20 protein-coding genes and 1 pseudogene are annotated in these 26,014 nt (G+C 43.1%); 11 read left to right on the forward strand and 10 right to left on the reverse strand.

What is annotated here, in order from left to right:
* The first annotated feature begins 1 nt into the window (after position 1).
* Both GVX98_RS01605 and recD read left to right on the forward strand, forming a co-directional pair.
* Positions 2-3,754 carry a UvrD-helicase domain-containing protein gene (locus GVX98_RS01605; RefSeq protein WP_159127079.1) on the forward strand — a complete coding sequence of 1,251 codons (3,753 nt, stop codon included), beginning with the start codon at positions 2-4 and terminating at the stop codon, positions 3,752-3,754.
* Between the two features lie 39 nt (positions 3,755-3,793).
* Entirely contained in the window at positions 3,794-5,578 is a 1,785-nt protein-coding gene (recD, locus tag GVX98_RS01610; protein ID WP_004978799.1) for an exodeoxyribonuclease V subunit alpha, read from the forward strand.
* Between the two features lie 688 nt (positions 5,579-6,266).
* Here recD and GVX98_RS01615 read toward each other — a convergent pair.
* Positions 6,267-7,565, reverse strand: a complete 1,299-nt coding sequence (locus GVX98_RS01615) for a serine hydrolase (RefSeq protein ID WP_159127080.1) — start codon at positions 7,563-7,565, stop codon at positions 6,267-6,269.
* A gap of 251 nt (positions 7,566-7,816) precedes the next feature.
* On the opposite strand from GVX98_RS01615, the gene rpsO reads away from it, so the two are divergent.
* The 3 genes and pseudogenes from rpsO to GVX98_RS01630 all read left to right on the forward strand — a co-directional run bounded on the left by rpsO (position 7,817) and on the right by GVX98_RS01630 (position 11,812).
* Positions 7,817-8,086 carry a 30S ribosomal protein S15 gene (gene rpsO / locus GVX98_RS01620; RefSeq protein WP_004692669.1) on the forward strand — a complete coding sequence of 90 codons (270 nt, stop codon included), beginning with the start codon at positions 7,817-7,819 and terminating at the stop codon, positions 8,084-8,086.
* Between the two features lie 260 nt (positions 8,087-8,346).
* A complete protein-coding gene (pnp, locus tag GVX98_RS01625) occupies positions 8,347-10,434 on the forward strand; it encodes a polyribonucleotide nucleotidyltransferase (RefSeq protein WP_171054252.1) in 2,088 nt (695 codons plus the stop codon).
* A gap of 142 nt (positions 10,435-10,576) precedes the next feature.
* Positions 10,577-11,812 (forward strand): annotated as a pseudogene (locus tag GVX98_RS01630) (magnesium transporter CorA family protein).
* A gap of 120 nt (positions 11,813-11,932) precedes the next feature.
* Here the strand turns inward: GVX98_RS01630 and GVX98_RS01635 are convergent.
* The 7 genes from GVX98_RS01635 to GVX98_RS01665 form a co-directional block, all read right to left on the reverse strand.
* Complete coding sequence (locus tag GVX98_RS01635; protein WP_004692664.1) at positions 11,933-12,193, reverse strand: YdcH family protein; 261 nt, start codon at positions 12,191-12,193, stop codon at positions 11,933-11,935.
* A 72-nt stretch (positions 12,194-12,265) separates the two neighbouring features.
* Entirely contained in the window at positions 12,266-12,622 is a 357-nt protein-coding gene (locus GVX98_RS01640; protein WP_004978810.1) for a chaperone modulator CbpM, read from the reverse strand.
* A 10-nt stretch (positions 12,623-12,632) separates the two neighbouring features.
* Positions 12,633-13,586, reverse strand: coding sequence for a DnaJ C-terminal domain-containing protein (locus GVX98_RS01645; RefSeq protein WP_159127081.1), 954 nt, complete (start codon positions 13,584-13,586; stop codon positions 12,633-12,635).
* A gap of 143 nt (positions 13,587-13,729) precedes the next feature.
* Positions 13,730-14,182, reverse strand: a complete 453-nt coding sequence (locus tag GVX98_RS01650) for a DUF2147 domain-containing protein (RefSeq protein WP_159127082.1) — start codon at positions 14,180-14,182, stop codon at positions 13,730-13,732.
* A gap of 199 nt (positions 14,183-14,381) precedes the next feature.
* Positions 14,382-15,257, reverse strand: a complete 876-nt coding sequence (locus GVX98_RS01655) for an Hsp33 family molecular chaperone HslO (protein WP_004692657.1) — start codon at positions 15,255-15,257, stop codon at positions 14,382-14,384.
* Between the two features lie 50 nt (positions 15,258-15,307).
* Positions 15,308-17,149 (reverse strand): monovalent cation:proton antiporter-2 (CPA2) family protein, encoded by a 1,842-nt coding sequence (locus GVX98_RS01660; protein WP_087011238.1) that lies wholly within the window; start codon positions 17,147-17,149, stop codon positions 15,308-15,310.
* An 82-nt stretch (positions 17,150-17,231) separates the two neighbouring features.
* The gene (locus GVX98_RS01665) at positions 17,232-19,454 is read right to left on the reverse strand and encodes a primosomal protein N' (protein ID WP_159127083.1); all 2,223 of its coding nucleotides are present in this window, start codon (positions 19,452-19,454) and stop codon (positions 17,232-17,234) included.
* 152 nt (positions 19,455-19,606) lie between these two features.
* On the opposite strand from GVX98_RS01665, the gene gspF reads away from it, so the two are divergent.
* The 4 genes from gspF (at position 19,607) to GVX98_RS01685 (ending at position 22,402) form a co-directional block, all read left to right on the forward strand.
* Positions 19,607-20,812, forward strand: coding sequence for a type II secretion system inner membrane protein GspF (gene gspF, locus GVX98_RS01670; RefSeq protein ID WP_058868820.1), 1,206 nt, complete (start codon positions 19,607-19,609; stop codon positions 20,810-20,812).
* A 33-nt stretch (positions 20,813-20,845) separates the two neighbouring features.
* The gene (gene gspG / locus GVX98_RS01675; protein WP_058868821.1) at positions 20,846-21,283 is read left to right on the forward strand and encodes a type II secretion system major pseudopilin GspG; all 438 of its coding nucleotides are present in this window, start codon (positions 20,846-20,848) and stop codon (positions 21,281-21,283) included.
* Positions 21,284-21,566: 283 nt separating this feature from the next.
* Positions 21,567-21,902, forward strand: a complete 336-nt coding sequence (locus GVX98_RS01680; RefSeq protein WP_159127084.1) for a hypothetical protein — start codon at positions 21,567-21,569, stop codon at positions 21,900-21,902.
* A gap of 161 nt (positions 21,903-22,063) precedes the next feature.
* Positions 22,064-22,402 carry a tRNA-binding protein gene (locus tag GVX98_RS01685; protein ID WP_159127085.1) on the forward strand — a complete coding sequence of 113 codons (339 nt, stop codon included), beginning with the start codon at positions 22,064-22,066 and terminating at the stop codon, positions 22,400-22,402.
* Positions 22,403-22,468: 66 nt separating this feature from the next.
* On the opposite strand, the gene lnt is transcribed toward GVX98_RS01685, so the two are convergent.
* Both lnt and GVX98_RS01695 read right to left on the reverse strand, forming a co-directional pair.
* Positions 22,469-24,028 (reverse strand): apolipoprotein N-acyltransferase, encoded by a 1,560-nt coding sequence (lnt, locus tag GVX98_RS01690; RefSeq protein WP_159127086.1) that lies wholly within the window; start codon positions 24,026-24,028, stop codon positions 22,469-22,471.
* Entirely contained in the window at positions 24,025-24,864 is an 840-nt protein-coding gene (locus GVX98_RS01695; protein ID WP_004978829.1) for an HlyC/CorC family transporter, read from the reverse strand. The genes lnt and GVX98_RS01695 overlap by 4 nt, the downstream gene beginning before the upstream one ends.
* Before the next feature lie 213 nt (positions 24,865-25,077).
* Between GVX98_RS01695 and tusA the strand changes: the two genes are divergently transcribed.
* Together tusA and GVX98_RS01705 are read left to right on the forward strand one after the other, a co-directional pair.
* Complete coding sequence (tusA, locus tag GVX98_RS01700; protein ID WP_004692640.1) at positions 25,078-25,335, forward strand: sulfurtransferase TusA; 258 nt, start codon at positions 25,078-25,080, stop codon at positions 25,333-25,335.
* A 72-nt stretch (positions 25,336-25,407) separates the two neighbouring features.
* On the forward strand, positions 25,408-25,935 hold the full coding sequence (locus GVX98_RS01705) for a hypothetical protein (protein WP_004978831.1): 528 nt from the start codon (positions 25,408-25,410) through the stop codon (positions 25,933-25,935).
* The last annotated feature ends 79 nt before the right edge of the window (positions 25,936-26,014 follow it).

Genomic DNA, 26,014 nt, shown 5'->3' on the forward strand with positions numbered 1-26,014 from the left:
CATGACAGCACAGTCTCAGGTCTCTACATGGAACATGTCATATCAACCCATTGCCGATATGAGCTTTCAGGGCTTGCATTGGATTGAAGCTTCAGCAGGGACAGGCAAGACTTTTACTTTATCTAGTTTGATGGTACGTATTTTTCTTGGGGCCTATTTGCCGAATCAGGTCATTGCAACCACTTTCACCCGTGCTGCCGCTGCGGAGCTGAAAAGTCGCGTTCGGGCACGTTTGATCGAAACTTTACGTTATTTTGAAGGTTGTCAGAGTCTGACCGAGCGAGAAATACAGGCTAAAATAGCTGCTGAACAAGATCCGCTTTTTATCAAAGTACTCACAGATTATACACAGCGGGTCGGTTTTGCCCAAGAGCGTTTGAAGTTGGTGATTGATCAGCTAGATGAGTTATTTGTCGGGACATTGGACAGTTTTAGTCAAAAGTTACTGCGTGAGTTTTCTTTTGAAAGTGGCAAGATTGAGCGTGCGGATATCACCGATGATGCGCAGAGTTATACTCAGCAGCTCATTCATGATGTGTTACGTGAGTGGATTCAGGCACAGCCACAGCCCGTGGTGAATTATTTACTGTTAAAACAAAAATTAAAAAACGAACAGGCCTATGTGCCGATTGTTGAAAATAGTTTGAACTTTGCATCGGCACAGTTTCAACAGGTGGAAAAACCTGTGCTTGATTTGACGCAATTTGAGCAGGCCATTGATCAATTTACTGCGCTGGATGTGGCGCAGCTTGAACGCTTGAAAGACTATTATGCACCCGAAGGGCAATACCATGCGGTGTTGGGGAAGAAGTGGCGCACCGATGCCTTGATGCAACGCATTCTATGTCAGGATTTACCTGCTTTTTTGACTGCGCTGAAAGAGCAGCGGGCTTATGCCTTATTTGCGCCACATTTTGAAAAAACCTTAAAACATCTGACCGACCTCGCGACGAAAAAAGTCTTAAACAAATGTACTGTAGATGTGTTGGAACAGTTTGAGCAGCATCCTGTGTGGCGACAGGTCCGCAGTTTCTTAGACGCATTGGCAGAGCTAGAGCTCAATTTGGATGTGCTGGATGCGTATTTAAAATATCACTTAAGTTCTGAGGTGAAAAAGCGATTACCACAAGTCTTGCAGCAAAAGAGTGAAACGACTTTTGCCCAGCAAATCCGTACCTTGTCAGAAGCCTTACAGGGCGAACAAGGCCGGCGCTTTGCCCAGTTTGTACAAGCACGCTATCCACTCATTTTAGTGGATGAGTTTCAAGACACCAACCAAGACCAAGATGATATGTTGGCGCGGATTTGGCGTGATGCACAGCGTTATCATCAAGGCTGTATGATTATGGTCGGTGACCCGAAACAAGCCATTTATGGCTTTCGTGGAGGTGACATGCTGACCTATAACAAGGCACGTTTAGATGTTTTGGCAAAGCAAGGTCGGCAGTATAGTTTGAAATATAACCATCGTTCTGTGCAAAAACTGGTACAGGTCGTGGATGCTTTATTTCAACGCCAACAAGACTTTGGTGAGCAGGTCTATTACCAGCCTGTAGAAGCAGGGACTCGACCACATCCTGCTTTGGTCGATGCACAGGGTGAAAACCATGTACCGCTGCGTTGGCTGTTACTTGAAGATAAAAAAAATGAAGCTCAACAAGTGGCATGGAAAATTCGTGATTTAATCAACCAAGGCATTCAACAGCAACTGTATGTGGCAGATGATCCGCCACAGTTTATGGGGGCAAATGATATCGCGGTGTTGTCGAAAAACCATGATGGCTTGGACAAAGTTCAGTTTGAACTAGAGCGTTTAGGGATTTTAGTCAACCGTCCGTCTAAACGCAGTGTGTTTGAAAGTCAGGTTGCGAAAGATGTGGGTGCGCTATTGACTGCAATGATGCATCCTTTTGATGAAGCCAAAGTTCGCCGTGCGCTTTTGAGCCGGCTGTTGGCGATAGATTTAAAACAGTTACTGGAACTGGAAAAGCAAGCCAACGGTCTGAGCCAGTTTATGGCGGATTTTGATGACATCCGCGATATGTGGATCAACAAAGGCTTTTTAAGTGCATGGCAGTACGCTTTAAACCTCTTTAAAGTGTGGAAAAACTTGGTGGCTTACCAAAGCCGAGACAACGAACGGACTGTGGTCAATCTACGGCATTTGACTGAGTTGTTGAGCCAGCATAGTGAGCAGTTCCAAGGTGCGCAGAAACTGTATCATTGGTATCTCAAACAGTTACATTTGCCTGCGGAACGTGAGTGGGAGTTGGAACGTAAACTCTCCAATGCCACAGGTGTACAGCTGATGACCATTCATCAGTCCAAAGGTCTAGAGTTTAAAATTGTGTTCTTGCTGGGTGCCGACAAAGACTTTAAGGAAATGAATAAAACCTTAAACTTTTCAACGCTGGAACAGATCAATCCGACGACAGGGCAGAGCGAGTTACAGCGCATCGTAGCGGTAAATGATGCAAATCTGTTAGACCCAGCCGCGATTGAGCAACACAATGAGCGTGCCGAAGCAGAACAGCATCGCTTATGGTACGTCGCACTGACCCGCGCCAGCCACCGCGTGTATGCCTTACTGCAAGATCAGGAATATAAATCAAATACGGCATTGGCATTTTGGCGTGGCCAAGCAGGCAGTCTGTTTGAGCACCCTGCCAGTGGTGATGAGGCGTTGCTGACTGAAAAGCCGATCCGTTTACAGCCAGCCCAGCAGCAAGAGATCATTCAGTTGCAAGCCTTGGCCTTTCCTGAACAGCGTTTTTATCCACGTTCCAAAACCAGTTTTAGTGCGTTGGCACAGCATTTGAGTCGCAAAGAGGCAATGGATGCCTTAGCGGTTTTGAGCGAGAAAGTGGGTAGTGCGGATGACGAGATTAATCATCCTGTGCTTGAGGATGTGGAGCTGAGTCAGCCTTTGGCGTGGATTAAGCGGCAGTTTCCAATGGGGACGACTGCGGGAACTTTCCTGCACGAAATTTTCGAGCATATTGACTTTCAGGATCCGCATGACTGGGGACTGGAAATTCATCGTCGTTTTAAAAATGATAGTCCCTTACTGTGGCAAGAGTTATTGGGCAAATATCAACACGAGTTTGGACAGGATGATGAAACTCAATTGGTGCAGTGGATGCAAGCGTGGTTAGCAGATGTGCTAGAAACGCCTTTGCATGCAGGTTTTCAGTTGAAGCAACTTAAAGCCGATGAACACTTGGCTGAATTTCCTTTTTATTTGTCATTGTCCGATCATGTGCTGGCGATTAAACGCATACAGGCATTGTTTCAAGAATACGGCATTGATCTGCTCGACTTAAATGAAGCCAATTCTGCTCGTTATCTGACTGGTTCGATTGACTTGGTTTATTTTGATGGTCAGCGTTATCACATCGCCGATTATAAAAGTAACTTCTTAGGGGCGGATCAGCAGAGCTACAATCATGATGCAATCCAATTGAATATGTCACATGCCAGTTATTGGTTGCAGGCGGGCTTATATTTGGTGGCTTTGCACCGTTATTTAAAAGTGAATTTGTTGGACTATGATATTGAAAAACATCTTGGTCAGGCGAGTTATCTTTATTTGAGAGGGATGAATGGGCAGCCCAATCAAGGGGTTTTAAGTTGGTATGCCAGCCCCGAGTTTATTTTAAGGCTAGATGCCATCTTGGGTTATTTTGCTGAGGATACATCTACTGAAAATCATGTAGGCAAAACTTCTGAATTAAGTGAAATTAGTCACCCATAAACAAAGAATTAAGCTGTGGATAACTTTGAGGATAACCGTGTGGAAAATGTTCATAAAGCCAGTATTGATCAGGCTGCCGTGGTAGACACATGGTTAACGCGTTGGAGTCAGTTTATTCAGCAGTCACCGTTGAGTAAAACAGGGCCCACCGAAGCGCGTAGTGAAATGATTCAACAGGTCCTTGAAGCCATGCTACGCGGTGAGAGTTGTATCTCGGTTGCAGCTGAAGCCGTCACAGTCTTAGATGATTTGGTCATGGATGAACAGCAGGCACAGCAACAAAAAGCGCCGTTTGTTTACGATCAGCAGCAATTATATTTGTATCGTTATTGGACTTTAGAGCAGTCCTTGGCCGAGCAAGTAGCACGGTTAAAACTGCAAAACTTAACGCAAGTGGATATTTCAGCTTATGCCCATTTGCTTGAAGACCCCTATCAAAAGCAAGCTTTGACGATGGTGGCTGAGCAGGCGTTGAGTATTATTACAGGTGGTCCGGGCACAGGGAAAACCTATACCTTGGCACGGATTATTGCGGTGCTCAAGCAAAGTCTACCTGATATTCGTATTGCGATGGCTGCACCGACAGGTAAGGCGGCGCAGCGGATGAAAGAAGCCCTGCAGAACTCTTTTCAGGATGAAAAGTTACAAGACTTAGTTGCCCCAGATTTGAAAAACTTAAATCCTGTGACGTTACATCGACTTTTGGGCCTAGGGAATACGCAGAAACCGCGTTTTCATAGCAGACAACCTTTACCTTATGATGTAATTGTCGTTGATGAAGCATCCATGCTGGATTTAAATTTGGCGCAGATGCTTTTTGCTGCCATGCCGAATCAAGCCCGTTTGATTTTATTGGGAGATGCCGATCAGTTAGCTTCGGTCGATGTTGGCTCTGTGCTCGCCGATCTACAACAGGTTCCAGCTTTGGCTGAAAATAGAGTCAATTTGGTCAATAGCCGTCGTTTCAAATCAGATGCACGAATTGGCAAGTTGGCACAATTTATTCAAGAGCAATCTTGTTTTGACTTAATGACGCATCCTGCCGAAAAACAGAGCGTATTGCACAATTTTCAACAGCAAGTGGTACATGCCACGACGTTGAAGGCGGTTGAGTTGGATCAGGTCAAGGTCGATTATTTACAACTCGAATTGTTGCCTGAGCAGGCTTTATCTGCAGAGCAGTTGCAGCATTATTATGATCTGCTGATGCTTGGCTTTCAGGGCTATGTCGAGGCTTTAAAGCAATATCAGCAAAATCCTAATGAGTCTCTCGTGCCCAAAGTGATTCATCATTTTGATGATTACCGTATTTTAGCCGCCATGCGTCATGGCCATTTCGGCCTAAAACAGCTCAATCTACAAATCGAGCAGCGTCTATTGGAACAATCAAAACAAATCAAACAAGGCGAATGGTACTTGGGACGTCCGGTGATGATGACCTATAACGACTATCAGTTGGGCTTGTCAAATGGTGATATTGGCCTGTGTTTACAGCGCGTTCAACAAGGTAAGTTGCAGTTTGAGGTGTATTTCCCCAGTCTGGATAAATGGGTAGCCGCGACACGATTACCCAAAAATATTGAAACGGCTTTTGCACTGACCATTCACAAATCTCAAGGCTCTGAGTTCACCCATACCGCGGTGGTGTTAGATCGGCAGGCTGAAAAATTACTCAGTAAAGAGTTGATTTATACCGCAATTACGCGAGCGAAAAAAGTGGTCAGTTTACTGGTCGATGCCGATGCATTCGTACATGCTATGGTGACTCGAACCACCCGAGAAAGTGGTCTATCAAGAAAAATTAATCAACAAATTCAATTGTGAAGATTTAATAAATAAATAGGAGCTTTGTACGAAATGGCTTACAAGGATTCAGGAGATTTGCGCATAGAGCTTTGCTGAGGATTTTGAGAAGATGGCTTCACATAAAGAGCTCAACACGGAATGTTGAGTATAATCGCAAAAAGATAATAATAACGTCAGTAGACAGCGAACTTACAGTGAAGTAGGTGAAAGAGGAAACTTACAGCCGCTAAGCCTTGTAGTTTTGGGAGAGACTACAAGGCTTTTTTATATCTGCTAAATTGGCATAATATGACAAAAAATAGCCAATCATTTATCGAAATACAAATACATTAATATATGAACGGTTGGGTAGATATTGGTGCAATATATTGTGGTTTGTAACTTTTAATTAATTTATTAAGTATTTGTTTTTTATTGAATTGAATGTAATTTATTGAATTTTAGAATGTGCTTTAGGTTCAATTGTGGAGAAATTGAGAGTTTAATGTAAGCAATCGCTTACATGGAGATGAGCAAAATGCGACTTTTATCTTTAGCTCTGTGTGGCAAAATGTGTCACATAAGGACGTAAATAATTAAACATGGAATGTTTAATAGAAGACGCGGAAAAGCGCATTATTATAATGATAACCAAAACAACAAGAACAAAAATAAAAGAACACTACAGCGCAAAAAAGCCCAAGTTTACTTGGGCTTTTTTTTATGCTCAGACTAAATCTGTTTCACTTCGATCAGTTGCAAATAAGGAGCGACGTTGGTGCTTTAAGATTTTGGGACAATGTTTTGAGATTTGATAAAGCGTTTTCGCTAAAGCCGGTAAGTGGGTCCCGACGACGGACTTTCCTGTGGTTAACAGAGATACACTAATATCACGTTCTGGATCGGCCCAGCAGAGAATATTGGAAAACCCGAGATGTCCAAAGGCTTGCCCAGTCATGGGTCCAAATAATCCAATAGGATTACTCCCTAACATTGGGCCTAAGGCATAACGCATCGGGACTAATAATGTCCGATCTAAACTGACTCCTGATGTGGCCAATGTCGAGCGAAATACCGTTTGGGCACTCATGATTTGTTTGCCTTGGTATTCGCCACCACTCAAGAGCATTTCAAAGAAACGTCCAGCTTGTTCGGCACTGGTATAAATATTGCCCGCTGGACAAATCGTGTCCATAAAGCGCGCATCATTGGTCACATCGACGGCCAACTGTAAACCACCACCCAGTACCCGATTGAGATAATGGTCTGTTCCTAAACGTGGATGTAGACCTGTGGCATAGTTTAAAGCGACATCCGCTCGATACTCAGGTTTTAGACCATAGTTAAAGTAATCTAATCCCATGGGTTTTTCGATATTTTCGGCAAGAAATTCGCGGGCTGTTTGACCTGTTACCCGCTTGATAATTTCCCCTAAAATATAACCTGACGTCACGGCGTGATACGCCAGATGTGTGCCTGAGGCTGAAACGGGTTGTGCCGCATAAAGACGTTCTAAAATTTGATCTTGATTAAACAACAGTTCAGGCGTGACTTTACTGTCAATGCGAGGAATGCCACCACGATGAGCGAGTAAATGGAAAATGGTGGCACGACGTTTACCGTTTACGCCATATTCGGGAATATAGTGGCTAATCGGATCGAGTAAATTCAGATCACCGCGTTCATCCAACATATGAATCAGCATGGCTGTAACGATTTTAGAGGCGGAAAATAAGCAAACTGGGGTATCAGGTGTGCCAATTTTCGCATCTGCCGCTAAACCATCGGGTGAGTTGCCTTGCGCATAACCAATGCTGCGATTTAACAATATTTGTCCCTGACGACGTAAACAGAGGCTGATGAAAGGGTAGTTTCCTGTTTTATATAGGGACTCTACACTGGCCCAAATGCTTTGAATTTGTGCGTCATTCATGCCACCCAAGGTAGCAGAGACCTCATCTTTAGAACGAATCACGTGGTTGAGGTCATGGGGGACATAACAGGTATTGGCAGATAAAATTTTCACAAATTTCTCTCTATTTTTCGTTTTTATTAGGTCTGAGTCTGATATTGAAAATCAGGATTGTCATTATTGTGCATGATTTGTGCAAAGCCGTCAGTTGCTGAATTGACTGCGAACATAAAACATTTTTGCAATATAGCGCTAGATCCCTTAAAATAATGCCTTGCTGTAGTGATGCACGGCAGTCAACTTGGTTTTGAAGAATCAATTTGATTTGTATCAAATGTAACTTATAAGCATCTCGGAGAAATCGAATGGCTTTAACAAACGCAGATCGCGCAGAGATCATTGCTAAATTTGCTCGCGCTGAAAACGACACTGGTTCACCAGAAGTTCAAGTAGCTCTTTTAACTGCTCAAATCAATGATTTACAAGGTCACTTCAAAGAGCACAAACACGACCACCATAGCCGTCGCGGTCTTATCCGTATGGTTAACCAACGTCGTAAGCTTCTTGATTACCTTAAAGGTAAAGACGCTACTCGTTACAGCGACTTGATTGCTGCTTTAGGTTTACGTCGTTAATTCGATTAAACTTTTATTTTCGGACTATCGCATTTTGAATGCTTTATTACTGAAAAAGAAAGTCTACCTTGCTTCTGTGAGGTAATGGGGAAGGGGCGAATGTTTCGCTCCTTCTTTGTGTCTTAAAATCATATTTTTAGTCTCTGGTGAGGTCGGCTTCTAAGCTTTGTCATTTATACAGTTGCCTGAAATGGCGATGTGAATGCCAAACCTTAGGGGTCTCCACTAGAATAAAAATCAGGAAAGAAAAATACATGTCTATGTTTAATATTATTCGTAAAGAATTCCAATATGGTCAACACACGGTTGTTTTAGAAACTGGTCGTGTTGCTCGTCAAGCAAACACTGTTGTGATCACCATGGGTGGTGTACAGGTTCTTGTTGCAATCGTTGCTCAACCAAAAGCAAAAGCAGGCCAAGACTTCTTCCCGTTGACTGTTAACTACCAAGAAAAACAATATGCTGCAGGTCGTATCCCAGGTGGTTACGGTAAGCGTGAAGGTCGTCAGTCTGAAGCTGAAACTTTAATTTCACGTCTTATTGACCGTCCAATCCGTCCATTGTTCCCAGAAGGTTTCTACAACGAAATCCAAGTAACAGCGACTGTTATTTCTTCTGACAAAACCATGGAAGGTGATATCGCTGCAATGTTGGGTGCTTCAGCTGCGATGTCTATTGCTGGTGTTCCATTTGCAGGCCCAATCGCAGGCGCACGTGTTGGTTTAATCAACGGTGAATACATCCTTAACCCAACTTTAGAACAGCTTAAAGAATCTGATCTTGACCTTGTGGTTGCAGGTACTGAAGCTGCTGTATTGATGGTTGAGTCTGAAGCGAAAGAACTTTCTGAAGACCAAATGTTAGGCGCTGTACTTTTCGGTCATGACGAAATGCAAATCGCAATTCAAGCGATTAAAGAATTTGCTGCTGCTGCGGGTGCGGTTGAATCAACTTGGGTTGCACCAGTTAAAAATGAAGAGCTTCTTGGCAAATTGAAAGATGCATTTGAAGCGAAAATCTCTGAAGCGTATACAATTGCTGTTAAGCAAGACCGTTACGCAGCATTAGATGCACTTCACGTAGAAGCTGTTGCTCAGTTCGTTCCTGAAAATGATGAAACTGGCATTGCTGCTGAAGTTGACGAATTATTCGAAGATTTGAAATACCGTACGGTACGTGACAACATCTTGTCTGGTAAACCACGTATTGATGGTCGTGACACGAAAACTGTTCGTGCCATTGATGTTCAAGTGGGCGTATTAGGCCGTGCACACGGTTCTGCATTATTCACACGTGGTGAAACTCAGGCGTTGGTAACTACCACTTTAGGTAATACCCGTGATGCGTTGATGGTTGATACCCTAGCTGGTACTAAAACTGACAACTTCATGTTGCACTACAACTTCCCTGCATACTCTGTAGGTGAAACAGGTCGTGAATCTGGTCCTAAGCGTCGTGAAATCGGTCATGGTCGTTTGGCGCGTCGTGGTGTTCAAGCGGTTCTTCCTGCAGCTGATCGCTTCCCGTACGTGATTCGTATCGTATCGGATATTACTGAATCAAACGGTTCATCTTCAATGGCTTCTGTGTGTGGTGCTTCATTATCACTTATGGATGCAGGTGTTCCATTGAAAGCACCAGTTGCAGGTATTGCAATGGGCCTAGTGAAAGAAGGCGAGCGTTTCGCAGTTCTTTCTGACATCTTAGGTGACGAAGATCACTTAGGTGACATGGACTTTAAAGTAGCTGGTTCTGCGAACGGTATTACTGCACTTCAAATGGATATCAAGATCGAAGGTATCACTGAAGAAATCATGGAAGCGGCATTGAACCAAGCGTATGCGGGTCGTATGCATATCTTGAACGAAATGAACCAAGTGATTTCACGTGCTCGCCCTGAAATTTCAATGCATGCACCGACATTCCAAGTGATCAACATCAACCCAGACAAGATCCGTGATGTAATCGGTAAAGGTGGTGCGACGATTCGTGCAATCACTGAAGAAACCAAAGCTGCAATTGATATTGAAGACAACGGTACCGTTCGTGTATTTGGTGAAACCAAAGCTGCTGCTGCTGCTGCTGTTGCAAAAATCCAAGCACTGACTGCTGAAATTGAACCAGGTACAATTTACGTCGGTAAGGTCATTCGTATCGTTGAATTCGGTGCGTTTGTAAACATCCTTCCAGGTACTGATGGCTTACTTCACATTTCACAAATCTCAAACGAGCGTATTGCAAACGTGGCAGATGTGTTGAAAGAAGGTCAAGAAATTAAGGTACAAGTTGCGGATGTAGACAACCGTGGTCGTATCAAATTGACGATGAAAGACATCGAACAAGTTTAATCTCTTGTTAATTTACATGGTGTTTGCCATGTGAATTGAGTTGTCTTAGAAAAGCCTTGAGCTTGGCCAATTTAAACTTTGGCTTGCTCAGGGCTTTTTTTATGGCATCATGCTGGCTAAGACAGACAATAATAAATGAGATATGCAAAGCTATTATTTCTATCAACATCCCACCGCACAGCATACTTATGTGTAGAAACAGCCGATTGCAGAGCAGGAAGCCGAGTTTATTTGGGTGGAGTGTAGCCGTGAAGATGTTGTCAATCGGGCAGAACATTGGCAACAGGACATTTATGCAGCAACGGGACTGTGGATGAATGAATATCATCTGCGTGACATTCTAAATTTAGAACATCCTTGTGCCTTTGACACTTTGGAAGATTATGACTTACTGATCTTTCGTAAGCTGATCACACCTGATGATCAAATCAAGCTTGATACGCAAGCGACTGAAAAACATGAACGGGTTTTTGGTCTGGCGACGACTCCGATTAGTTTTATGCTCACGCCGCAAGTCTTGATTACGGTTAGAGAGCAGGGCAATAAAGAAGTTGAAAGCTATATTCAGCGTATGGAAACGGTGTTGAGCCGTCCGATTGAAGAGCATAATAAACCCCGAAAACTACCCGCAACGCCTTTAGATTTGACCTTGAGACTGCTCAATAACATGGTGGATGGTTATCTTGATTTACGTGTTCCTCTGACGCGTCGAGTGGAGTTTTGGCAGCAAGAGCTTTTACAAGGCCATCGTCGTTTTACCAAGTGGCATCAACTGTTACAAGAGAATATGGCTTTCCAACAAGTGGAAAATTTGTGCGAAGAACAAATCGAAACTTTGCAGGAATTGCGTGATGAAATTGTCGATAATTATTCGCACTTGAAAGGGAAAAAGCGTAGCGAAAAACAAGATATCATGCTGGTACGTGTCGATGATTTAACCAGTCATATTGAACGTATTCAAAAGCATACCATTCGCTTGAGAAATGCAGTGCAAGCAGCTATTGATCTACATTTTTCAGCCATTGCCAATCAAACTAATGAAAACATGCGGATTTTAGCCATTATTACCGCGATTTTTGCGCCGCTAACCTTGTTGACAGGGGTGTATGGTATGAACTTCGAGTTTATTCCGGGGCTGAAGTCTCCAACAGGGTTTTGGATCATGTTGGGCATCATGTTAATGACGACATTGATTCTGCTGTATTATTTTTATAGACGTCATTTGGTTGGGCGTGGCGAAAAAAGTGTCATTGATATGTTGGCACAGCAGCATGCGGATCAACATATGAATTTGTTTTGGTTCATCGATTATGAGCCGATCAAGCAAACCGTGAAGGGCACCATCAAAGATTTAGAGAAAATCACCAAATTAAAATAATTCGGTGATTTTCCACATAGACCATTAAAGCCAATGGGCTTTAAGGTGTTTCTTTACATGCTGACGCTATCCTTGTTCAATTTATTATTCGGATATGTGGGCGTCGCTGGGAGATTTAATTTAAGAGGTTTTTAACTGGGCTCCTTTTAAAATCCGGTAAAGCTGATCTTTAATGAACAACTTTTTGCGTTTGAGGGGCTCAATCTCTCCACGATGAATCCTGACAGGGTCTTGTTCGAGTAAACAAATTTCCTGATCGAGAGCTTCATGGTCGTCAAACATTTTAGAAAAATGCGGATTGTCTTCTCTAAGCTGTTGAATCATGTCTCGGTATTCAGGAAACATGAGCTTAGTCTTTTTATTACAAACTTTGAGTTTCATGGTTGCCGTCTAATCCTCTTATTCAAAAATAAAAAAAGAAAGAAAGGCATGCGCCAATCTTTCTTTATAGAACTAGTGTTGAGTCGTTTGAACTGGGTCAGTGAGATGTAAATGTTTTACTTCACGACGAAGTTTTTGAACTTCCTCAATCAAATCCAGCATCATTGCGACTGCAGTAAAGCTGGCATCAAAGTCACGTTGTAAGCGATAGGCTCGCCGTGCACGTGAGACATCATCACCAAAAAATTGGTGAATGCGGTTATCGGGTCGGTTAGGCAGAATGTCATATTCCAACAGCTGTAAAACCCATTCAGGACTTTGTCCGCAGGCTTCAGCAAAATGCTTTAAATCAAAGCTATGTTGTTCATCAACAATTTCAGCGTGTCGACATCCGTCTAAAATAATTTCACGATATTGAATAGTCGTCATAATTTTCTCCTTAAGACTGACGCGGCTTAAAGTGAGGGAAGGCTTCAGCAAAGGCTTGGTAAGTTTGCTGTTCTTGCTCACTCTGCGCAGGAGGTTGAACAATGTTTAAAATTAAATATAAATGTCCTGCCTTTTTGGCTGGAATCCCCTGATCTTTTAAACGGAGTTGCTGCCCCGTTTTGGCATTTTTCGGAATTTGAATTTGTAATGTCCGACCATTGGGTAGTGCGGCGGTGATGCTTTGCCCCAAAGCGGCTTCCCAAGGACTGATATTCAGTTGGTGATAGACATCAACTCCTTCAACGCGCGTGGTCTCCGTATCTTTGTAATAAATTTCGATATACAGGTCGCCATTTTCACCACCCTGAATACCTGACTGTCCTTGACCACTTAAGCGAATTTGTTGCCCTTCTTTCATGCCTTTGGGAATTTTAACTTCCAGCGTTTTGCGCTGAATTTCCGCTTCACCATAGGCATTTAAAGTGGGAATCTGTAAGGTAATGGTTTGGGTGGTACCGTGGAATCCAACCTCAATATCGACCTCTAAACGCGCATGTTGGTCTTCGCCTTTATGGCGAGTGCTATTTTGGCGTTGATATTGATAGTTTGACCCTCCAAAACCTGAACCAAAACGGCCAAATAAGTCTTCAAATCCTGAAAAATCATGTGCTTGTTGTCCGCCTTGGGCATTCCTAAATGCCTCTTCAAAACCGCCAAAGCCTGCATTGGGGTTGAATTGCTGTGAGCCTTGCGGATGATCGAGTTCAAAGTCATATTCTGCTTTTTTCGTTTCATCACTTAAGGTGTCATAGGCGACATTCAATTCTTGCATACGCGTTTCAGCATCAGGCTCCTTACTGACATCGGGATGATACTTACGTGCCAATTTTCGATAGGCTTTTTTAATTTGTTCGGCGGTCGCATCTCGCGTTAAACCGAGTATTTCATAATGGTTCTTCGGCATAAATAAGATTAAATAAATTGATTAAGTTTTAATCATTATTCAGCCTTTCAATAGATTTCAACAGTAAAGATATGTTCCTTATTGTTTCAAAACATGACAAGAAAAAAGCCCCAATGAAAGGGGCTTTGATGGATGAGGGATACTTAATATTTGACCCATGTGATGTTGCGCCCACCGCCATTTTCGGTCGAAGTTCCTCGAATTCGTAAGTGCTTACCATTGTTGCTAAGTCGTGCATATGCGTCATAACGTAGCCCTGTGAAAGGGTCGAGGAGCTGTCCATGGCTATAGGTTGAATCTTTGGCATTGTCTAACTGCAAATGGCTGAGCGTTGTCATGCCGACGATGGGCTGATTTTTATGGACACCATCACACTTACTACAGTTTTCTATTTTTACCGCACCTGGAATTTCTCGCGTACTTACGATGACCGCTTTATAGCTATTGTTTTTGTCTTTTTCAATCATGACATCACTGAGAGAGTATCCTGTTTTGTCATCGATGGTTTTCCATTTGCCGACCAAAGGATCGGTGGCTGCAAAACAGGAGAAGGCGCATAAACTGCTGAGTACGAAAAGACTGCAAGAAAATTTCATGATGATAAAACCCCAATGGAAGAGAAAAATAAAGACATATAAAAATTATGGGTTTATTTATAACGAAATTTAAGCGGTGTGACCAGTGAAATATCTATGAATAAAAGTGATGAATCATTTGAATTATCTTATTTTTATGAGAACAAAGGCATAAAAAAAGAGCAATTTAGTTGCTCTTTTTTTATTGCACATGACGCGCTTAGCTTAAGTGTTCACCAAATAAACCCAAGGCTTCTTCTGCACTAAAGCTATATTGCGTGTTACAGAACTGGCAGTCCATGGTAATCGGGTTTTGATGTTCTAGCGTTTCACGAACGGCTTCAGCGCCAATTTGTTCAAGCGCTTGAGCACAACGTTCTTTAGAACAGGTACAGCCAAATTTCAGTACTTCAACCTCAGGTAAGCGTACTTCTTCTTCGTTGTATAAACGGTAAAGAATTTCACTGGACTCTAAATCGGTTAACTCTTCGATTTTGAGCGTTTCAGTCAACATGGTCAGACGTGGCCATAAGTCTTGGTCGACACGTTCTTGTTCTTCTTCACTGTTACGTGGTAACAGCTGAATGAGTAAACCGCCAGCACGCTGGGATGAACTGGCCAAAACAATACGCGTTGGAATTTGGGCAGACAGGTCATAGTACTGCATTAAACAACCTGCAAGATTTGGCTTGTCTAAAGCCACAATCCCTTGATAACGCTCACCAAATTCGGGCTCAATATTAATAAATAGTACAGGGCTAATGAGGGTGCTCAATACCGTACTGCTGCTGTCGGCAGCATTAAAGCGAGGATCTGCTTCATAATCCGCCAAGGCACGTACTTCACCAAGGTGATTACATTCAGCCATGGCCCATTTGAAACTACCTGAAGCCTGAATTTGTAAACTAATACGGCCTTTAATTTTTAAAGTACTGGCAAGTAATGCCGTGGCACTGAGCATTTCACCTAACAGCACTTGGACTGCAGGTGCATAATCACGCTGCGCCAAGATGGTTTGTAGGGTTTCTTCTAGATGAACCACTTCACCACGAACAGGACTATCTTCAATATAAAAGCGTTGACGCAAATCAGACATAAATTTCTCCAATATCCTGTCTTAATGGTGACGATATTGTAAAACACAAGTCATTTTACTTCATCCCGTGTTACATCTATTCGGTCATGTTGTAACTCGCGTTGTAGGTCAACGCCGACAGGACTTTGACGGAGCTGCGTATCACTTTCAAATAAGTGTTCTAATTCGGCTAGAGCGTTACGATGTGTTTCATAGACCTTCTGTTCGTCGTTATAAATACTTTGCTGCTGTGCGAGCAGTTTTTCATCATAATCGCGAAATAACTCAATGCTCTTATAAGCATCTTGTTCTGCAATGCCTAAATTACGCAGGGCAAAATAGGCCATCCCTAAAGACGATAAATAGGTTTCACGCCAAATATGTTCTACCCCCAAGTCACGCAACAAATGCACATGATGTCGATCCCGTGCCCGCACCAGCAAGTTTAAATCTGGATAATTGAGCCGGATATGGCGTGCCACATTCATCGAGTCTTCAATATCATCAATGGCTAACACAAACACTTTGGCATGTTCGATACCGGCTGCACGCAGGATATCGGGTTGAGTGGCATCACCATAGTAGAGTTTACCACCATAGTTGCGAACGAAATCGACCTTGTCGATATTGCTGTCAATCGCCGTGAAGGTTTGGTGCTGTAAGTGAACCAGTCGTGCCACAATTTGTCCGACACGGCCAAAGCCAGCAATGATCATCGGGTTATGCTGTTCAGGAATCTCATCATAGACAGGTGTAGTTTCTTTCTCGAATAGAGGCACCACCCACGAACTCATTAGCCAGTATAGAATAGGCGTCAGAATCATCGACAACGTCACGATTAAATTGATCGGCTCTAAAATGGCTTGCGTAATCACGTGTTCACTCATGGCAACATTGAGCACCACAAAAGCAAATTCACCGCCTTGTGCCAAACAAGTGGCCAGCATCAAACTATTGCGCCATGAAAACTCGAAGTAGCGAGCGATGGCCGTTAACGCCAGCAGTTTGACCAACATCAGCAATAACGCACCGCCAATAATCAGACTTGGGCTTTCCCACAGCAGCGAAACTTGCGTGCTCATCCCGACGGTCATGAAAAATAGACCGAGAAGTAGACCTTTAAATGGTGCAATACTGGCTTCCAGTTCATGACGGAATTCAGAGTCAGCTAGAAGTACCCCAGTTAAAAATGCGCCCAAGGTGGTACTGATGCCTAAGACATCCATCAGCGCGACCACGCCTAAGACAATAAACAAACCGACTGCAGTAATCAGTTCGTGCGCGCCACTTTTAGCCACAAAGCGGAAAAAAGGGCGCATGAGGTAGCGGCTAAATAAAAACAAGCCTGTAAAGGTAGCAACAATCGCTGCAAAGTAGGCCACGCCATGATGGGTTGAGTTTGTTCCCGCAAGAAGGGGGATAATCGCAATCAGCGGAATCGCGGCAATATCTTGAAAGAGTAAAATGGAAAAGGACTGCTGACCAAAAGTGGTATTGAGCTGCTGTTTTTCGCTGAGCAGCTGTAACACAAACGCAGTAGAGGAGAGGGCAAGGGCAAAACCAATCACGACACTGGCTGCAATCTGTTGTTGTAGGGCAAAAAAGACGATGCACGCCAGTAGCACGCCGCAGAGCATCACTTGCAAACTGCCCATCACAAAAATGGATTTACGCATTTCCCATAAACGTTGTGGGCGAAGTTCTAGTCCAATAATGAACATCAAGAAAATCACGCCGTATTCAGCGAGTTTATGAATGTCTTCAGGGTCATGGACGACATTGAATACACTGGGACCGAGTAAAATGCCTGTAAATAAATAGCCGAGTACCGTGGCAATCCCCAGCCGTTTAGCCAACGGAACGATCATCAGTGCCGCAGCCAAAAAGAGGGTGATTTGAAGCAGTAGAGACATTGCCCTGTCCTAAATTTTTTTCTTTATGTTGGAAGTTTAAGGGAGAACGCGACTCAGGTCTAAACCTTATTCACGTCAAGTCTTAACTTAACTCTTGTGGATCAATATCAAGGCTCAATTTCATACCATGCGGTTTGTTATGCCAGACATTTTGCCACCACTGACGAATGTAAAAATGCATCCGCGCACGATCTTTGGACAGTAGTACCATATGCGCTTGATAGCGGCCTGCTTTACGTTCCATCGGCGCAGGAATGGGCCCCCAAATATCAATACTGTTTTCGGAGGCTTGGCGCAGTGCTTGCGCATGCTCTTGTAAAAAGTTTTGGTTCAGTTCTTGGTCTTTGGATTCACAGCGCAATAAAGCCGCATAGCGATAAGGTGGCATCCATGCAGCTTTACGCTCTTTCAACGTTTGCTTGGCAAAGCTGCGATAGCCCGATTCCAGCAGGGTATTCAGCAAAGGATGATCTGGACGTAGAGTTTGTAAATAGACTTCGCCTTTTTTCTCGCCACGCCCAGCACGTCCAGCGACTTGGATGATGAGCTGTGCAGTACGTTCTGTGGCACGAAAGTCAACACTGAGTAAGCCTGAGTCAATGTCTAAAATCGCCACCAAAGTCACATAAGGAAAGTGATGTCCTTTGGCCAGCATTTGGGTGCCGAGCAAAATGATGGGTTCACTTTTCTGAATCTTGTTATAGATTTTTTGCCAGCTGCCGACCCGACTGGTCGAGTCACGATCAACCCGAATTACGTCAAAATTTGGGAACAGTTCTTGTAGGTTTTCTTCAACTTTTGCGGTGCCTAAACCAATTGGTTTTAGTTCGCTATGCTGACATTGTGGGCAGTGTTCAGGCATGCGGTGGATGGTGCCGCAGTGGTGACAGTGCAAATGCTGATAGGGCTGTCGATGTACGGTAAAATTGGCATCGCAGTGGGGGCACTTGGCCTGCCAGCCACAACTTTCACAAATCAACACAGGCGCATAGCCACGACGATTTAAGAAAATCAGCACCTGTTCTTTTTTGTCTAAGCGCTTTTGTACTTCATGAATCAGCTGTTGGCTGATGCCATTTTGTTTTTGTGCCACTTTCAGATCGATCACATGCATTTTCGGCATCACGGCCACACCTGCACGTTGGTCCAACTCCAAACGGGTCATTTTACCTTGTTCGACCAACGCATAACTGTCGATACTTGGCGTTGCCGAACCGAGGATAATCGGACAGTTTTCTAAGTGCGCACGGTATAAAGCCACATCACGAGCGTGGTAGCGGAAGCCTTCTTGTTGCTTGAAAGATAAGTCATGTTCTTCATCTAAGACAATCAAACCCAAATGTGGAAGGGGCGTATAGATGGCAGAACGTGTGCCAATCACAATCGAAGCTTTTCCCGTTTGCGCGCTTTGCCAGGCTTGAAGGCGCTTAGAATCATTTAAACCTGAATGTAGTAGCGCAATATGACAGTGAAAACGTGACTGGAAACGGCTCACTGTTTGTGGGGTGAGACCAATTTCAGGCACTAATACCAAAACTTGTTTGCCTTGTTTTAAAACCTCTTGCATGACTTGCAAATAGACTTCAGTTTTCCCACTACCGGTTAAACCATCCAGTAAGAAAGCGTGGTAGCTATGACGAGCTTTGAGAATGTTTTGAATGGCACGCTTTTGTTCATCATTGGGCGTGAGAGGCATTTGCGCCAGCGTCATCGCTTGTGGTTTAAAGTCTTGAGCTTCAAGTATGCACTGGGTGATTTGCTTTTTTTCTAAGGCCTTTAAGGTCGCAGTTTCAATGCCAGCCAAATTTAAAATGTTTTCAGACGTTCCTGTGGGATGCAGCTTTAAAATTTTATAGGCATCTTGTTGTTTTTCAGAACGCTTCAATTTGTCTTCGGCATGATCATCAATCAGCTTCCACATCCGCGCCAGTAAGTTATAAGGTTTGCCTTGGCGTAAAAAGCTGGGCAAAGCAGCATGCATCACTTCACCAATCGGAAATTGGTAATATTGCGCTGACCATGTCAATAAACTTAAAACTTTAACATCTAGAATAGCGTTGTCATCGAGCAACTCAGTTATGGCTTTGAGTTTAAAGCCTAAATCGAGTGGTTTCTCATCAGTGAGTTTCTCAACAATGACACCGACCACATTTTGGCGACCAAATGAGACAGCCACACGTGCACCCACTTCAGCTTGGTGGTATTGTTCAGCCGTTAAACTATAGTCAAAACAGTCATATAGATAAACGGGAACAGCCACACGAATACGGTAGCTTGGTGTTGTGGAAAGTGTATTTTCTGGCATAAAAAGCTCAAAATGTCCTGATGAAATTGTCGTTGTGCGATGAATGAGTTGTGTTAGAGTGATGACATAATTTATAACTTAGAATATGAATGATTTTGGTGCCGACATGCAACAGCGCCAAATGACTAAATGGACAATTAGAAAGCGTAAACATGCCAGCATATCAATTTACCGCACTCGATGCCGCAGGAAAGCAGCAAAAAGGCGTGCTCGAAGGGGATTCAGCACGTCAAATTCGGCAACAACTTCGTGATAAAGCGCTGATTCCAGTCTCGGTTGATCCTGTTGAACAAAAAGATAAGCACAGCAGTAAAACATGGTTTCAAAAACAAATTACCGCCTATGATTTGGCTTTATTGACACGTCAACTTTCGGTACTTGTGGCGGCGGCCATTCCGTTGGAAGAAGCCATTCGTGCGGTTGGAAAGCAGTCAGAAAAAACACATGTACAAAATCTATTGATGTCAGTACGTTCTAAAGTATTGGAAGGTCACTCATTGGCGCAGGGTTTACAGCAATCTGGACGTTTTCCAGAGTTGTATATTGCCACGATTGCCGCTGGCGAGCGTTCAGGGCATTTAGACTTAATTTTAGATCAGCTGGCAGACTACACCGAAAATCGCTTTGCAATGCAAAAGAAAATTCAAGGCGCGATGATTTATCCGATTATTTTAATGCTGATGTCTTTTGCCATCGTGATGGGGCTCATGACTTATGTGGTGCCTGACATTGTCAAAACCTTTGACCAAAGCAAAGATGCCTTGCCATGGATTACGGTTGCATTAATGAAAGCCAGTGATTTTATTCGAGTGGCATGGCCATTTTTATTGGTGGGCAGTGTACTGGGCATCGGCTTATTACTGCGATTTTTAAGAACTACAGCAGGGCATTATGCCTTTGATCGTTTAACGCTCAAACTGCCATTATTCGGTAAACTTTCACGTGGTATAAATGCCGCACGCTTTGCCAGTACCTTATCGATTTTGACCCAGTCAGGTGTGCCCTTGGTGGATGCGTTAAAAATTGGCGCGGCGGTAAGTAATAACTGGGTGATTCGCGATGCGGTCAATCATGCCGCAGAAAAAGTGACTGAAGGTGGAAACCTTGCGACCCAGCTGGAGCGCAGTGGTTATTTCCCACCGATGATGGTACAAATGATTAAAAGTGGTGAAACGTCGGGTGAATTGGATCGGATGTTGGAACGCGCATCGACCATGCAAGACCGAGAGGTGACAACGCTCATATCGACCTTGCTGGCTTTACTTGAGCCACTGATGTTGGTTCTGATGGCAAGCATTGTCTTGGTGATTGTGATAGCCGTGATGCTACCAATCGTCAACATGAACAATATGATTTAATTTTAAAAATATAAGATGGAAGAGAAAATTCACATGCAATCAAAAATCTATAGACGCCAAGCTTCAGGCTTTACCTTAATTGAAGTCATGGTGGTGATTGTTATTTTAGGTGTGTTGGCAGCCTTAATTGTTCCCAATGTGATGGGACGGGGTGAAAAAGCCAAAGTGGACACCACTGTCATTACCCTCAAAGGTGTTGCTGCGGCATTGGATCAATATAAATTGGACAATGATAAATACCCTTCGATGCAAGAGGGTGGACTTGATGCTTTGGTGAATAAGCCTGAGTCTGCAAAAAATTGGTTACCAGGCGGTTATGTGAAAGGTGGATATCCGAAAGACAGTTGGGATAATGACATTCAATATGTTGCACCTGGGACCGATGGACGACCATTTGATTTATATTCTTTTGGCGCAGATGGACAGCAAGGTGGCGAAGAAACCGATGCTGATATTCAGTATCAACCTTAATTGAGAATTATTATATATTGGGTTTAATTGAATATATCATTACAGTGCATAGGTTATGTCAATGTGGACTGTAATGATAATACATCTTAATTTAAAATTAATATCTAAGATTATGATTTTAAAATATTAAATATAATAAACATCAGCTGAGATTTATAATAAGAATTATTCCCATATTTATTGATTACAAATAATGTAAATTATGGATAAAAATAGGCTTTTTATTTATTTAAATCCTTGCATAATGTTCTCAATGGCAACTGATTTGCCTGAGGAGAATAGAATGAAAGCATTAACCTTGTTGGATGAAATGAGCCAATTCCATTGGTCGATGCTCAAATCTGTTCTTTTGATTTTGAGTATGCTTCCTGTTGCTCAAGGTATTTTAAGTGTCTGGCAGTCGACTGAAGGCAGCAGCCAAATTATGGTGGGTTTCTTTGCAATCAGTCTGTTCAGCACATGGGCGGTTTTAAGCTTTTGGTCTGCGTTAAAAGCAACCGTACTCACACTCGATCAAGTACAGATTACAGCATTAGAACAAAAAGTGGTCATGTTCTACCGTTATACCCCGATGCTCTTTTTAGCCGGTATGGTGTCCTATTTGGTCAGTCAAATTTAATTCTGACATTTATAGTTGTGATAAAAAAACCGAGCACATACGCTCGGTTTTTTATTGCGTCATGAAGAATGGCGGAAAGATAGGATCGCTTGTCTGTTTCGTCGTATATGATCCTAGTGTTCGCTCCCTATACTGTAGAAAATATAAATATAGAGTGAAATATGGAACAGATTGATTGGGCAGATTTTTTAAAAGTCGAGCTCCGAGTCGGGCGAATTATTCAGGCCGAAGTTTTTGAGCAGGCACGTAAGCCCGCTTATATTTTACATGTCGACTTTGGCCATGACATTGGCATTAAGAAATCGAGTGCGCAGATTACTGAGCGTTATCAACCTGAACTGTTATTGGGTAAATTGGTGGTGGCAGTGGTTAACTTTCCAAACAAACAAATTGGTCCTATCCAGTCTGAGTGCTTAGTGACTGGCTTTCATGATTCAGATGCAGGCGTGGTGCTGTGTGTGCCTGATACAGAGGTTCCAGTAGGCACCAAGCTACTATAGCTGAAAAAGAAAACCCCAAGCTCAGCTTGGGGTTTTCTTTGGAAAAGTCTGATCTAACAATAGCAATTATCGACGAGACTTAAACGAAACATCGACTTTACGTGGACGATAGATCCAGCCCAAGATCAGTAAAAAGACTGAGAAACCTAAAATTGGCCAGTCACTTAAACGGGTATACAGCGTTTGACCTTGCATAGCAGGCAGTTCGCCGCGAAGTACGGTTGCTACATCTTGCGGAGCACGTTTTACGATATGCCCTTGATGGTCAATAAACGCCGTCACGCCTGTATTAGTGGCACGGATAAACCAGCGTCCATTTTCTTTGGCACGCATTTGAACCATCTGTAAATGCTGTAAAGGGCCTGCGGTTCCTGTAAACCATGCATCATTGGAAACTGTCACCAAGAAATCACTTTGGCTGGCATTACGACGCGTCAAGTTCGGATAAGCCACTTCATAGCAAATGGCCGCGCCTAAGTGCTGCTGATGAATAGAAAGCGGTTGTTGCTGTTGTTCGCCACGTGAAAAACCACTCATCGACGGATCATTCTGCATGGCAGGCAACACCCATTTCAGTAAACCGGATAGTGGAATATATTCACCAAAAGGCACTAAACGTTGCTTTTTATAGAGTCCTTCGGCTTCAGCACCATTGGCCATAATGCTGTTGTAGTACAGTGGTCGACCTGCCGCTTCAGAGCCTGAAATATCCCAGTATGGAATACCGGTGACCCACGCCGTGTTGGTTTTCTTGGCCTGTGCTGTCATTGCAGCTAAAAAGGGTTCGATATCACTTTGGAACATCGGAATAGAGGATTCAGGCCAAACAATGAGGTCTCGTCCCCATTCTGTTTTGGTTAAATCAGCATAGATTCCAAGTGTTTTTAGTTGATACTCAGTGAGCCATTTTAAGTCTTGTGGGATATTGCCTTGAATTAAAGAAACCGATAATGGCTGCGTATTTTTTGCGGAGACGAATTCAATTTTTGATGCGCCCCATGCACCAAGTACCAATAAAGCAGAAGGAATGACCCAAAAGACGCGACGGTTTAAAACTTCGACCAGTGCGCAGGCCAACACTAAGACCACAAATGACACCCCGAAGATACCAAATAATGGCGCATAACCATCCAGTAATCGTTCGGTAAAGGCATAGCCTGCAAACAGCCATGGGAAGCCTGTGAAAACCCACGTTTTTGCCCATTCAAAAAGCACCCAAAGCGGAGCGAAGGTTAGTGGCGTTTCAGGGAAAAAACGGCGGTAAATAAAGCTTTGGACAGCCGTGAATAAGCCCATGACCAAGGCCATAATGCCGATCATACCGACACTTAAGGCACTGTTGGTATCGCCATAGACATGGATGGAAGTGTAGAGCCAAAAAGCCCCCACGAACCATAGGCCAAAACCATAGGCCCAACCAATACCAAAGGCCTGCTTTGCACTGCGCCTGCGTAAAGTGGCGTAGAGCAGTGCAGGGGATAAGATTGCCAACCACCAATAATGATAAGGTGCTAGTGCAAAACTAAAGACAGCCCCTGAGAATAAGGCAATTAGAAGCGGATAAATTAAAGGTAACTGTTTTTGTTGTGGATTGGGGGTTAACAGTTTGTCAAAGTAAGCTCTCATTTACGAACGGCTCGAATCAGATGAATAGAACGTGCATCTGCTTCTACAATGGTAAATTCCCAATTTTCAAGATCAATCACCTGACCTTGTAAATCACTCACTAAACCAATTTCTTGAAGCAATAAACCGCCCACAGTTTCAACCTCATCATCAGAAAAGTCTGCATCTAAAAGATTGTTAAAGTGTTCGATTGGTGTAAGTGCTTGAACCAGCCAAGTATTTGCGGTCGTTGGGTCATTGTCAGGAATAATATATTCCGCTTCTTCATCGATCTTGTCGTGTTCATCTTCAATTTCACCGACGATCTCTTCCAAAATATCTTCTAACGTCACTAAACCTGAGGTCGTGCCATATTCATCAATCACCACCGCAATATGCGTTTGGGTGTTTTTCAACATGCGAAGCACTTGGTCTGAGCGTGCGCTTTCAGGGACATATAAAGGTTGGCGCATCAGCGCACGTATATCCACTTTATTGTTTGGTTCAGTCAAAAAAGGCAATAAGTCTTTGGCCAATAAAATGCCCACGACATTGTCTGGTTGATCTGATGAAAAGACAGGGAAACGCGAATGTGCCGACTCAACCAGAGTATGCAAAATGTCGAGTAACTCATCATCTTCTTGTAGGCTAATCATTGATGTACGCGGTGTCATGACCTCGCGGACTTTGGTTGCTGGAAGGTCTAATACGCCTTCTAACATCGCAACAGTGTCGGGTTCTAAAAAACGACGTGAATCTTGAACTAACTTTAACAGTTCATCGCGAGTTTCTGGCGCAGTACCTAACCATTTGCGTAAGCCACGCATTCCCCACGACGGGCCTGATTCCTCGTGCATGATCTTTCCTAAAGACGCTTAATATCTAAAAAACTTAATTTTATCATACCGTAGAAAACACAGTTGTCTATTGTAATTAAGCAAGGATTGCATGAATGATTAGATCAATACTTTTAAATACGAGGTTCATCTGCCATCAAGCTATGCAAACAGATATGCGAAATGGGCAGTTGTGTTAAAATTGGCAAGTTTTTAAATTTTTGAGTTTTATATATGTCTGATTTGGAAGTGAGCCCAAGCATCCAATTAAACACCCGTGGTTTACGCTGTCCAGAGCCTGTGATGATGTTGCATCAAGCCATTCGCAAGTCTAAATCGGGAGATGTAGTGGAGGTGTTTGCAACGGACAATTCAACTTCATGGGATATTCCGAAATTTTGTATGCATCTTGGGCATGAACTTTTGCTGCAAGAAGAGCGCTTAGACGAAAACGGCAATAAAGAATTTCATTATTTAGTTAAAAAAGGTTAGGACATTTGTCTTAGCCTTTTAAAATGAGCTTGAGTAAAGAAAAAGAAATCAAGTTCATCCAAGGAAATCAGAATGAAAAGAATAAATGTGTTCTTATGGGCTCATATTTTTGCATTATTTTGTTCAATTTCTTGGGCAAAATCTTGTGAAGTTCCTGTAGGTACGATGAATGTTGCAGGTTTAAAAATTGGACAGCATATTCGTGAATTTCAACAGCATCATCCCACCGCAAAAGCGGTTATTTTAGGGGGCGATAATTATCAGTTTGAATTTGCACAAGGTGTAGATACACAAATTAAAAAAGCAGGTGTGAGCTGGGTTCAGCATATTCGTTACGATCCGCATTCTAAAATGATTATTTCATACAGTTTAAGTTTTCTAGATGGGCCACTTGCGACGTATGAAACCGATTTAGATGTTTTTAAAAGTCGAGTATTAAAACGCTTTCAGGTGGCGCAAAACGGCTGGAAACAAGCTGAAAATAAATATGTCTATCAGTGTTCCGATTATCGGATTGAAATTTATCAAGATCATGGGGTTGGACATACCGCGATAGGGCCAACAGTGATGGTTTTTAGCAAAAAGTCAGATGCCTATTAATTAAAAAAATCCCTTCAATGCTGAAGGGATTTTTTTAATCTAAAAGCGATTACTTGCTCGGAAATGCGCCTCAGCGCAA

This window comes from Acinetobacter sp. 8I-beige (assembly GCF_902505955.1).
GTDB lineage: Bacteria > Pseudomonadota > Gammaproteobacteria > Pseudomonadales > Moraxellaceae > Acinetobacter > Acinetobacter johnsonii.